Source organism: Amphibacillus jilinensis Y1 (assembly GCF_000306965.1).
Taxonomy (GTDB): domain Bacteria; phylum Bacillota; class Bacilli; order Bacillales; family Amphibacillaceae; genus Amphibacillus_C; species Amphibacillus_C jilinensis.
Genome location: NZ_JH976437.1, coordinates 101,405 through 113,137, shown reverse-complemented (window position 1 = coordinate 113,137; position 11,733 = coordinate 101,405). Strand labels below are relative to the sequence as shown.

General features: G+C 36.9%; 10 protein-coding genes. All 10 read left to right on the top strand.

Annotated elements, in window-relative coordinates; genetic code table 11:
* Window positions 1-20 precede the first annotated feature (20 nt).
* A complete protein-coding gene (locus tag B494_RS0112250; RefSeq protein ID WP_017472678.1) occupies window positions 21-344 on the top strand; it encodes a LapA family protein in 324 nt (107 codons plus the stop codon).
* A 162-nt stretch (window positions 345-506) separates the two neighbouring features.
* Window positions 507-2,828: a single-stranded-DNA-specific exonuclease RecJ gene (recJ, locus tag B494_RS0112245; RefSeq protein ID WP_017472677.1), complete on the top strand. Its 2,322-nt coding sequence runs from the start codon at window positions 507-509 to the stop codon at window positions 2,826-2,828.
* Entirely contained in the window at window positions 2,818-3,330 is a 513-nt protein-coding gene (locus tag B494_RS0112240) for an adenine phosphoribosyltransferase (RefSeq protein WP_017472676.1), read from the top strand. Before recJ ends, B494_RS0112240 begins: the two co-directional genes overlap by 11 nt.
* Window positions 3,331-4,193: 863 nt before the next feature.
* Entirely contained in the window at window positions 4,194-6,392 is a 2,199-nt protein-coding gene (locus B494_RS0112235; RefSeq protein WP_017472675.1) for a RelA/SpoT family protein, read from the top strand.
* Window positions 6,393-6,409: 17 nt separating this feature from the next.
* A complete protein-coding gene (gene dtd, locus B494_RS0112230) occupies window positions 6,410-6,859 on the top strand; it encodes a D-aminoacyl-tRNA deacylase (RefSeq protein ID WP_017472674.1) in 450 nt (149 codons plus the stop codon).
* Window positions 6,860-7,305: 446 nt separating this feature from the next.
* Entirely contained in the window at window positions 7,306-8,304 is a 999-nt protein-coding gene (locus B494_RS0112225) for a PstS family phosphate ABC transporter substrate-binding protein (protein WP_017472673.1), read from the top strand.
* A gap of 71 nt (window positions 8,305-8,375) precedes the next feature.
* Entirely contained in the window at window positions 8,376-9,332 is a 957-nt protein-coding gene (gene pstC, locus B494_RS0112220) for a phosphate ABC transporter permease subunit PstC (RefSeq protein WP_017472672.1), read from the top strand.
* Window positions 9,333-10,217: a phosphate ABC transporter permease PstA gene (gene pstA, locus B494_RS0112215; protein WP_017472671.1), complete on the top strand. Its 885-nt coding sequence runs from the start codon at window positions 9,333-9,335 to the stop codon at window positions 10,215-10,217.
* Window positions 10,218-10,234: 17 nt separating this feature from the next.
* Window positions 10,235-11,041 (top strand): phosphate ABC transporter ATP-binding protein PstB, encoded by an 807-nt coding sequence (gene pstB / locus B494_RS0112210; protein ID WP_017472670.1) that lies wholly within the window; start codon window positions 10,235-10,237, stop codon window positions 11,039-11,041.
* Between the two features lie 19 nt (window positions 11,042-11,060).
* Window positions 11,061-11,720: a phosphate signaling complex protein PhoU gene (gene phoU, locus B494_RS0112205; RefSeq protein WP_017472669.1), complete on the top strand. Its 660-nt coding sequence runs from the start codon at window positions 11,061-11,063 to the stop codon at window positions 11,718-11,720.
* The last annotated feature ends 13 nt before the right edge of the window (window positions 11,721-11,733 follow it).

The following is an 11,733-nucleotide window of genomic DNA, read 5'->3' as shown; positions in this document are numbered from 1 at the left end:
ATCATTAAAGAGGTGATAAAATGAAAGGGCAAACGTATATTATTTCAGCATTAGTCTTTGCGCTTATTGTAGCTATTTTTGCGGTTATTAATGTTGAGCCTGTCGAAGTGAATTATCTATTTACCACAGCTGAATCTCCACTTATTTTAATTATCCTTGTTTCAACGCTGTTAGGCGGTCTAATTACAGGCGGATTTAGTATTTATCATTTGATAGGCGTAAGAAAGACAGTTCGACAACTTGAAGCAGAAAATACAAATTTAAAGAACAAACTTTCTATCGATGAGGAGCAAGAAAGTATAGAAGTTAACCCTGAAGTTACTAAAAGTGATCCCATTTCATAAATATCCATATATAAACACAGCTATAAAAAAGCTAAATCCATTATTTGTGTTCTCTACCACTACAGACGTTCACTTTTCATTAGCACGATCCTGCATAAAAGTAAAAGTTTATTTGAACCCCCTGACAGACTCTAGTATAATAGATTGGTCAGGGGTGAACTTATGTTACATAGTCAAAAAAAATGGAACTTTACATATAAACAAGATCAGTTACTAGCATCAAATTCATCTTCAACTATTGTTGAGCAATTGCTTGCAACACGAGGGATGAAAGACGAAAAGGTCATTGAACAGTTTTTAAATCCAAAATTAGAAGACTTATTATCACCTGAGCTTTTAAGCGGTGTAGAAGCAACTAAAAAAAGAATTGGGGTCGCTATTGATCGCGGCGAGAGTATCCTTGTTTTTGGTGACTATGATGCGGATGGTGTCACAGCGACGACGTTGTTGGTTGAGACTTTACATGAATTAGGCGCGATGTGTGATTATTACATTCCAAATCGTTTTACAGAAGGATACGGTCCTAATCCAGCTGCTTTCCATGAAGCCAAAAAACAAGGTTTTGACCTCATTATTACGGTAGATACAGGTATTGCTGCATTTGAGGCTGCTGATGTAGCGAAAGAGTTGGGTATAGATTTAATTATAACTGACCATCATGAATTACAAGATCAATTGCCTGAAGCTTTTGCTATTGTTCATCCTAAATGTTCAGATCGTTATCCTTTCAAAGAACTGGCTGGAGTCGGTGTTGCCTTTAAATTAGCACAAGCTTTATTAGGTTACTTTCCCGAACAATTTCTTGATTTAGTGGTCATTGGTACAATAGCTGATTTAGTTCCACTAAAAGGGGAGAATCGTATTTTAGCCAAGTTTGGGTTAACTGCGATAACGCGTAGTAAGCGCCCAGGCATTCACGCATTGAAAGAAGTGGCAGGAATTAAAGGCGAGGTTAATGAACAGGACATAGGTTTTGGCATTGGTCCACGCTTAAATGCTGTCGGACGATTACAAACCGCATACCCAGCTGTTGAGCTTTTATTAACTGAGGATCCATTACAAGCACAACAAATTGCCTCTGAGATTGACTTAATGAATCAAGAACGTCAACAGATCGTTTCTCAAATTACTGAAGAAGCCATTGAACAGGTGGAGCAAGATATTGAGAGCAATCAGCATGTGATTGTCGTTGCAAAAAAAGGCTGGAATGAAGGTGTATTAGGCATTGTAGCCTCGAAACTGTTAAGGATATATCAGCGTCCTGTCATTTGCTTAACGCTTAAATCTGATTTGGATCATGCTAAAGGTTCAGGTAGAAGTATTGAGGCTTTTGACCTTTTTCATTATGGCATGCAAGTACGTGATTTATTACTTCAATTCGGTGGTCATGCACAGGCAGCTGGTATGACGTTAGCTATCGACCAAATTGATCATCTGAGGGATGCACTAAATGCTTTGGCGAAAGAAAATTTGAAGCCTGAAGACTACAAGGAACAGGTGTCGATTGATGCCTCTATTGATCTAGCAAATGTTTCATTAGCTGTTATTGAAGAAATAGAAAAGCTTGCGCCATTTGGTATGGCAAATCCGAGGCCGCTTTTTCATGTGAAGGGAAAACCAAAAGATATCAAGCAGATTGGTGCCAAGAAGAACCATCTTAAACTGGCACTTAAGGACAACGAGCACGAGTTAGCAATGGTTGGCTTTGGATTAGGTGAATTACTATATGCAGTTACTACGCATACGGAGGCCGAGATTGTCGGGCAGTTGCAAATGAATGAATGGAATGGCATGCGATCGCCACAAATGCTTATTGAAGATATTAGAATTCAAGAAGATCAAGTTTTTGATTTTCGAGGTTCAAAATTATGGGATAAACGAGTAGAGCATTTAACGACAAACGATAGTTTATGTGTAACGTTTCAAAATATAAAAAATAATAGTCCACTACCATTAATACAATATGATGCTTTATCTCAAGCAAACGCAAGCCGGATCAGCAATCTCGTCTTAGTTGATTTACCTATTGATTTGAGTGAGTTGCAGCATATTCTATCTGTCATTAAACCTGATAATATTTATGCTTGTTATAGTATTGAAGAAGATCATTTCTTGGAGTCATTACCAAGCCGAGCTGACTTTAAATGGTTTTATGGTTTGCTTTTAAAAAGAGAACTGAATAATAACGTACTCGAAAAAAAGAAAATTGCTCAGTATAAAGGATGGAAATTAAATAAAATAGAGTTCATCTTAGAAGTGTTTTCTGAATTGGAATTTGTTAAAATAACTAATGGGATAGTACGGCCAAATCAACAGGCTAAGAAACGACAAATAGATGAATCTGTTGTATACCAAAAAGCTTTAAAAAAACGAGAAGTTCAAGAAGCTCTGTATTATTCTAATTATCAACAATTAAAATCATGGCTAGAGAGTCAAGTAGAACGCACACGTTCTACAGAGGAGGAAAATGTTTATGGATTATAAACAGTATATTACAGTAGTACAGGATTGGCCTAAAGAAGGTGTCCAATTTAAAGACATCACTACACTTATGGATAATGGCCCTGCGTACAAAGCAGCTGTAGATGAGATTGTTCAATATTCGAAAAAGATGAAAGCAGATCTTGTAGTAGGTCCTGAAGCGCGAGGATTTATTGTTGGTTGTCCCGTGTCTTATGCATTAGAAATTGGATTTGCACCTGTCCGTAAAGAAGGAAAGCTGCCACGAGAAGTGGTAAAAGTAGACTATGGTTTAGAATATGGTAAGGATGTTTTAACGATTCATCGTGATGCAATTAAACCAGGGCAACGTGTCCTTATAACGGACGATTTGTTAGCTACAGGTGGAACAATTGAAGCAACTATTAAGTTAGTTGAAGAACTTGGCGGAATTGTGGTAGGGTGTGCATTTTTAATTGAATTGACTTACTTAAATGGTCGTGATAAGTTAAACGGCTATGATGTCTTGACATTAATGCAATATTAATATAGCCATAATCAAAAGCGTACCTCTGTGTTGGTACGCTTTTGATTATGGCACAATATGATATGAATTGAAGTGTCAGTTAATCGTTATTATGATTCATCATAGTGGAGATAACCATCCAACGCCCGCCTCAAAATAGAGAGTAGAGCTCATTTATTTAGGTCATCTGCCAATCAATAGGAGGAACGAAAACACGTTCATTTTATTTGGAAATAAGCAAATTCATTATATTTGACGTAATTTGTTGAAATAGTTTTGATAAGTATTATAAAATATAAAGCATACGTGTTATGATAGTGAACAAAGTAGTGATAACATATAATTATTTAAAATATGTTACAGTATTATCATATTATTCATCGATTTGATGCTTTCAAGTATCGATAGTGATATGTATTAAGTAAAGGTTACTTAATCATAACTTGGCATTGAGCCAAGTTTTTCTAATAGGATGGTAAAAGAGCGAAACTTATCACAGATAACCGTCCGTAAAACAACCGATTCGATATAGAGCGTAAAATTTAATTTATTTAGGCGGTTGTTAACGGACGCTAATGTCCTGATTCACTCAGCTAACAATCAGTGGGGAAGAACACGCCCACTGATTGAAGGTTTGCTTTATCACAGATAACCGTCCGTAAAACGCCTGACTCAAAAATGTGAGCAATGATAGTCTATTTAGATTGGCGTTAACGGTCGCTCATGTCCGGATTTATTCTACTACCAATCAGCGCGGGAAAGAACATCCTAGACTGAAGTTTCGTTTTATAAAGGAGTTAGGCTGCATATTAGGCATTTTGATGCTCAAGTACAAGGCGTACTAACTCGCAAGTTTTTCTAACAAAGGATTAAGGTGATTACAAATGGCGAAAGAAAATATTTTAACGGCACAGGATGTGATTGATCAAGCATCTTCATATTTAGTAGAAGAAGATATTAATTTTATTCGCCGTGCCTATGAATATGCGAATAAAGCGCACGAAAATCAATTTAGACGATCTGGAGAACCATACATTATTCACCCGGTACAAGTTGCAGGTATACTTGTACACTTGGGGATGGATGCAGAAACCATTGCTGGAGGATTTCTTCACGATGTTGTAGAGGATACGAATATCTCTTTGACTGACCTTTCAGAAACGTTTAATGATGAAGTCGCCATGCTTGTTGACGGTGTAACAAAATTAGGGAAAATCGAGTATAAATCGAAAGAGGCACAACAAGCGGAAAACCATCGGAAAATGTTTGTTGCTATGTCCAAGGATATCCGTGTGATTCTGATTAAATTAGCTGATCGCATGCATAATATGCGAACCTTAAAGCATTTGCCGCCAGAAAAGCAAAGACGAATCGCCAATGAAACGTTGGAAATTTTTGCACCACTCGCGCATCGACTTGGTATTTCAGCTGTCAAATGGGAGTTAGAAGATGCTGCTTTACGCTATTTAAATCCACAACAGTATTATCGTATTGTGAATTTAATGAAACAAAAAAGAGAAGAACGTGAATATTACATTGAAGAAGTCATGAAAGAAGTTCAGCAACAATTAGAAGATGTCAATATTAAAGCAGAATTCTCTGGACGTCCAAAACATTTATACAGCATTTATCGCAAAATGGTCATACAAAACAAACAATTTAATGAAATTTATGACCTTTTGGCTGTCAGAATAATTGTTAACAGTATTAAAGATTGCTATGCTGTTTTGGGAATTATTCACACATGTTGGAAACCGATGCCTGGTCGTTTTAAAGATTATATTGCAATGCCAAAACCAAATTTATATCAATCATTACACACGACGGTAATTGGCCCTAAGGGCGCTCCATTAGAAGTGCAAATTCGAACGAAAGAAATGCATGAGATCGCTGAATATGGTATCGCTGCACACTGGGCATATAAAGAAGGTAAAAAGTTAGAACCAGGTAAAGAAAATTCTGAAGAAAAATTGGCATGGTTCAGAGAGATTCTTGAATCCCAAAGTGAAACAAATGATGCAGAAGAATTTATGGAATCATTAAAAGTTGAATTATTTGCTGATATGGTCTATGTCTTTACACCTAAAGGTGATGTTATTGAATTGCCTAAAGGATCTGTACCGATTGATTTTTCCTATAAGATCCATACTGAGGTAGGCAATCATACTATTGGTGCTAAAGTTAACGGCAAGATGGAGCCGTTGGATTATCCGTTAAATAATGGTGATATTGTTGAAGTTATGACATCAAAGCATTCATATGGTCCTTCACGTGACTGGATCAAAATGGCTCAAACTTCTCAAGCGAAAAATAAAATCAAGCAATTTTTCAAAAAGCAACAGCGAGAAGAAAATGTAATAAAAGGTAAAGAACTTGTTGATAAAGAAGTGAGAGCGACAGGTTTTGACCCTAAGGATGTATTAACCCAAGAAAATACACAACGTGTCGCTGATCGGTTTAATTTCATTAGTGTTGATGATATGTATGCTGCTGTCGGTTATCAGGGCATTACTGCATCACAAATTGCGACGCGTTTAACAGATAAATTGCGAAGAAGTGAACAAAAGCAAGATCTAGAAGATAGTATTGAACAAGTACAACAAAAATCCAAAGCTAAGCCATCCAAACGGAAAGATTCAGGTGTAAAAGTTGAAGGTGTTGACAACTTACTCGTTCGATTAGCTAAATGTTGCAACCCAGTGCCTGGTGATGAGATTGTAGGCTTCATTACTAAAGGTCGTGGTGTCTCTGTTCATCGTAAAGATTGTCCGAATATGAATATTGAAGGTGCAGAGGATCGTGCTTTAAATGTAGAGTGGGAAAATGCTGGTGCTGATTCAAAACAATACCATGTTGATATAGAAATATCAGGGTATGATCGAAGAGGGCTCTTGAATGATGTTTTGCAATCCGTTAACGAGATGGGAACAAATATAACAGCTGTGAGTGGTAAATCTGATCGGAACAAAATCGTTGTTATTCATTTGACTATTTTAATCCATAATATTAGTCACTTGAGAAAGATTGTCGATCGTCTAAAACAAATAAAGGATGTTTATACTGTGGAGCGCGTTGTTCAATAAGATGAAGGAGTTTTTTTATGAGAGCCGTTATACAAAGGGTAACTGAGGCAAAAGTGAGAGTGGCTGAGCAAGTCATTGGTCAAATTGGCCAAGGCTTAGTTGTATTATTAGGCATTACGCATGATGATACGAAAGAAGATGCAGATTATTTAGTCAAAAAAATAAGCCATCTGCGTATTTTTGAAGATGATCAAGAAAAAATGAACTTATCCTTATTAGATGTTAAAGGTCAATTATTGTCAATCTCACAATTCACTTTATATAGTGATACACGGAAAGGTCGCCGGCCAAGCTTTATCGAGGCAGCAAAACCTGATCAAGCTGAGCCATTATATAATTATTTTAATCAACAAACACAACAATTAGGTGTTACGGTTGAAACAGGGAAATTTGGTGCGATGATGGATATCGATTTAATAAATAATGGACCGGTAACGATTATGATTGATAGTCGAGATCGCCAATAATAAAAACATGCCGCTAAGGGCGTGTTTTTTTTGCTTTTTATATCATGTAATCTGATAAGAGGCTGGAGGATAACAGGAATATCTTCTGTGAATCCGAATGATCCATTTGCATGTGATCTTAATGCTTTTATCACAGATAACCGTCTGTAAAGCAACACCTCAAAATAGAGAATAGAGTTAAATCTATATAGGTGGGATGATAATGTCCTGATTCATTCAACCTTCATTCATAATCCCTTTATTTTAAGATGTTTTAATTCTATCGCCACGCTCTTAAACATGTATTCTAGTATCGCTATATGAGCGATGATGTAACCCCCATTTTTAAAATTTACAAGTTCTTAACACTCAATTAACGATAAGTTCAAACTTAGGCGTTAAGATGGGTTTGTGGCCAAGTTAAAAAGCCCGTAAATCATATATAGAAACTGAGGAGGATTTATTTGATGAAAAAAATGAAGTTAGTAGGACTAGGTTTATTTATGATCTTAATGATTGGTTTTTTAGCGGCATGTGGGGGAGACGATGCCAATACTGATGCTGATCCAGCAGATTCAAATGATGAAACTGAAGATACTCAGACAAATGATGAAGCATTGTCAGGTAGTGTTGTTATTGATGGATCAGGAACTGTTTATCCATTAATGGCGCGTGTAGCGGAAGAGTATATGACTGTCGCTCAGCCTGATGTATCTGTTGAAGTTGCTCGTGCAGGAACAAGCGCAGGTTTTGCTAGATTCCTAGTTCCGGACGGTACTGATTTTAACGATGCATCACGTGAGATTAAGGAAGAAGAACTACAAGCTGCGGAAGAAGTAGGGTTTGAAGTAAAAGAGTTAAAAGTAGCTTTAGATGGTTTAAGCTTTGTGGTTCACCCTGATAATGACTGGGCAACAGAATTAACTGAAGAAGACGTGATTAACATTTTTCGTGCAGATGGTGGTATTACACAATGGTCTGATATAAATCCTGATTGGCCAGCAGAAGATATTAATACGTATGGTCCTAACGAAAATCATGGAACTTATGAATTCTTTTATGAAAATATATTAGATGAAGCGGATTTGGTAGATGGTGTTGATTTACAACAAGAGTATTCAACGTTAGTAACATTGGTCAGTGAGGATGAAAATGCGATTGGATTCTTCGGTTTTGGTTACTATGTAAATAATCAAGATCAATTAGGTGTAGTAAGTGTTGACTTTGGGGATGGTCCCGTAGAGCCAACGCTTGAGACGATTGATGAAAGTGGCGATTATGCGCCATTTACTCGACCAGTATTTACTTATTTGAATTTAGATAATGCAACAGCTAACAACCAGGTTCTTGATTATGCGATTTACTTAATGGAAAATGTAAATACCTTTGCAGGTGAAACAGGCTTTGCACCATTACCTGAAGAGGAAGTACAAGCTGATGTTGAATTTTTGAAAGATTTAAAATAAATAGATTGATGAAGGTGAGAAGAGGGCAACCAAGCTCTCTTCTTTACCGTCAGCTTAAAGGTGGGTTAATTGTGTCAATCAATAGTCGTACAAATACACAAGATACTGTGCGTGTAAAAACATTAATTGAAGAGAATAAAGATTCAAGGAAGTTACTCATGCTTGGTGAAAAAACAATACCCAAGGTTCTATTTGTTGTAGCATTCTTATCCTTGTTAACAACGGTAGGGATTGTGCTTGTCCTTGTCACTGAAACGATTGAATTTTTTGAACGTGTCTCTGTCATTGAATTTTTTACAGGTACAGTATTGAGGCCGTTAAGTCAAAATCCTGAGTTTGGTGTTTTACCCTTGATTAATGGGACGATTATTTCATCAATCATAGCCATGCTTGTAGCCGGACCGATCGGAATAATGACGGCTGTTTTTTTAAGTGAATACGCATCGGATCGTACCCGCCGTGTGCTGAAACCGATGCTAGAATTATTAGCTGGTATTCCTACGATTGTCTATGGTTTTTTTGCTTTTACTTTTGTTACGCCACTCTTACGTCAGTTTATTCCTGAATTAGGGGCAACGAATATTTTAAGTCCAGGGCTTGTGATGGGGATCATGATTATTCCAATGATTGCCTCATTATCTGAAGATGCGATGAGTGCTGTTCCTAATGCCATGCGTGAAGGTGCACTCGCTCTAGGCGCGACAAAGCTTGAGGTGACCTTTAAAGTCATTATTCCAGCCGCGCTTTCCGGCATTATTGCTTCTTTTGTATTGGGAATATCAAGAGCAATAGGGGAGACGATGATTGTCACTATTGCTAGTGGTAGCTCAAAGAACTTCACTTTAGATGTTACAGAATCAATGCAGACGATGACAGCCTATGTGGTGGAGGTTGCAGCTGGAGATGCACCTGCGGGTTCAACGATTTATTATAGTTTATATGCAGTTGCGATGACACTCTTTTTATTTACTTTAGTGATGAACATTTTAGCACGCTATGTTTCTCGTCGCTTTAGGGAGGAATACTAAATGAAATATATGGAATCTGATCAAGTCCTAAGAAAAATGAATCGCCGTATTTTATATAATAATCTATTTAAAGGTGTATTCTTTCTAGCAACGACATTAGGGATCATTGTGCTAGCAATATTACTCATTCAAGTGGTTACAGAAGGTATAGGTTACATTAATATGAATTTTTTAAGTGGACGCTTGTCAACTGATCCTAATCGTGCAGGGGTAATGGGGGCCATTTTAGGTACACTTTGGCTAATGGCAGTGGTTATACCGATTACAATGTTATTAGGCGTTTGTACAGCCATTTATAATGAGCTTTATGCGAAGCAAGGGAAAGTACAATCAATTATCCAGACGAATATTGCTAACTTGGCGGGTGTCCCTTCAATCGTTTATGGTATTTTAGGGATGACTATTTTTGTTCGTACACTTGGCTTAGGAAGTGTGGTGTTAGCTGGTGGATTAACCATGTCTTTACTTGTTTTACCAATTGTTATTGTTTCCAGTCAAGAAGCAATTCGTGCAGTGCCACAACATCTAAGTGAAGCATCTTTTGGACTAGGGGCAACAAAGTGGCAAACAGTGAAAAATATCATTTTACCAGCTGCTTTGCCGGGCATTTTAACCGGGACGATTCTTGCGTTATCGCGTGCAATTGGTGAGACAGCTCCACTTGTCGTGTTAGGTATTCCAGCACTACTGATTCCTTTTCCAGGTGGGCTATTTGATCGTTTCACAGTTCTCCCTATGCAAATTTATTATTGGACATTAGATGCTTCATTAGTTGATGAGTACGCAAACTTAGCCTCAGCAACTATTATTGTATTATTAATTATGCTATTCCTATTAAATTCAGCTGCGATTATTATACGAAATAAATTTCAAAAAAGATATTAACAATAGGAGGGAAACAAATGGATTTTGTTACAGGTATAGCCCTTAAACAAACTGTTGAAGTGTCAAATCAAAATATTGTTTATCATACAGAAGATTTAAACTTATGGTATGGGCAAACCCATGCTTTAAAAAATATTAATCTACCGATCTATGAAAAAGAAGTGACCGCCATAATAGGTCCTTCTGGATGTGGTAAGTCAACATTTTTAAAAACATTAAATCGAATGGTCGAACTCGTTCAAGGTGTTCAGACATCCGGTATTATTCACTACCGTGAACGGAATATTTTAGATAAAACGTTTAAAGTTGAAGAATTAAGAACAAAAGTTGGGATGGTTTTTCAAAAGCCTAATCCATTTCCTAAGTCAATATATGATAATGTAGCTTACGGACCTAAAATACATGGAATTAAGAGTAAAAAGATACTCGATCAAATTGTTGAAAAAAGTTTAAAAGGTGCAGCGATATGGGATGAAGTAAAAGATCGCTTAAAAGAAAATGCTTATGGCCTATCTGGTGGTCAGCAACAAAGATTGTGTATTGCTCGGGCACTAGCAATTGAACCTGATGTTATTTTAATGGATGAGCCTACCTCAGCTTTAGATCCGAAATCAACATTAAAAGTAGAAGAACTCATACAAGAATTGAAAAAGGATTACTCGATCGTCATTGTAACGCATAACATGCAACAAGCTGCACGGATTTCTGATCGAACAGCGTTTATGTTAAATGGTGAATTAATTGAATTTAAAGATACTGATACGATTTTTTCAACACCAGAAGATAAGAGGACAGAAGATTATATAACGGGTCGTTTTGGTTAAATACTAAGGAGGTATGTTTATGGTTGGACGTGAGCAATTTGATCAAGAGCTTTTAGCAGTTAAAGATAAAGTGATTCAATTGGCAAGGTCTTCTCGACGCCAATTAGAACAATCGGTTGAAGCGCTCTATCGAGCTGATGTTAATTTAGCTAAACGGGTGATTAAAGCGGATGAACAATTAGATGAAATGGATCTTTCAATAAATGAAGCGGCAATTCTATTAATTGCCCGTCAACAACCGGTTGCGACAGACTTAAGGAAGCTGATTGTTGCAATTCGAATATCGACAGATTTAGAACGGATGGCTGATAATGCTAAAAACATTGCCCGATCAGCCATTCGGTTAGGTGAGGATCATCAGTTAACCATTCACTCATCATTAGCGGATATGCGAGATGTTGCGTTTAAAATGATTGATCTTGCTATCGATGCTTATTATAAAGAAGATATAAAATTGGCAAAGCAATTATCTGAATTAGATGATTTAATCGATAACATGTTTAGTCAAGTGCTCGAAGAAATGCTGCATATGTCAGCAAGTAACCCGCAAAAGATCCAATTAATTATGCAAATGGCCTTTAGTGCTCGTTATATTGAACGTTTTGGTGATCATTTAACGAATATAGCTGAGAATGTAATGTATCTAGTTAAAGGTGAAACATTTGATTTGAATGAGTAGACAAAGAGACTGA

Excerpts from the sequence above, each read along its gene's own strand:
- B494_RS0112250 (WP_017472678.1), top strand. The coding sequence starts at position 21 with ATGAAAGGGCAAACGTATATTATTTCAGCATTAGTCTTTGCGCTTATT.
- recJ (WP_017472677.1), top strand. The coding sequence starts at position 507 with ATGTTACATAGTCAAAAAAAATGGAACTTTACATATAAACAAGATCAG.
- B494_RS0112240 (WP_017472676.1), top strand. The coding sequence starts at position 2,818 with ATGGATTATAAACAGTATATTACAGTAGTACAGGATTGGCCTAAAGAA.
- B494_RS0112235 (WP_017472675.1), top strand. The coding sequence starts at position 4,194 with ATGGCGAAAGAAAATATTTTAACGGCACAGGATGTGATTGATCAAGCA.
- dtd (WP_017472674.1), top strand. The coding sequence starts at position 6,410 with ATGAGAGCCGTTATACAAAGGGTAACTGAGGCAAAAGTGAGAGTGGCT.
- B494_RS0112225 (WP_017472673.1), top strand. The coding sequence starts at position 7,306 with ATGAAAAAAATGAAGTTAGTAGGACTAGGTTTATTTATGATCTTAATG.
- pstA (WP_017472671.1), top strand. The coding sequence starts at position 9,333 with ATGAAATATATGGAATCTGATCAAGTCCTAAGAAAAATGAATCGCCGT.
- pstB (WP_017472670.1), top strand. The coding sequence starts at position 10,235 with ATGGATTTTGTTACAGGTATAGCCCTTAAACAAACTGTTGAAGTGTCA.
- phoU (WP_017472669.1), top strand. The coding sequence starts at position 11,061 with ATGGTTGGACGTGAGCAATTTGATCAAGAGCTTTTAGCAGTTAAAGAT.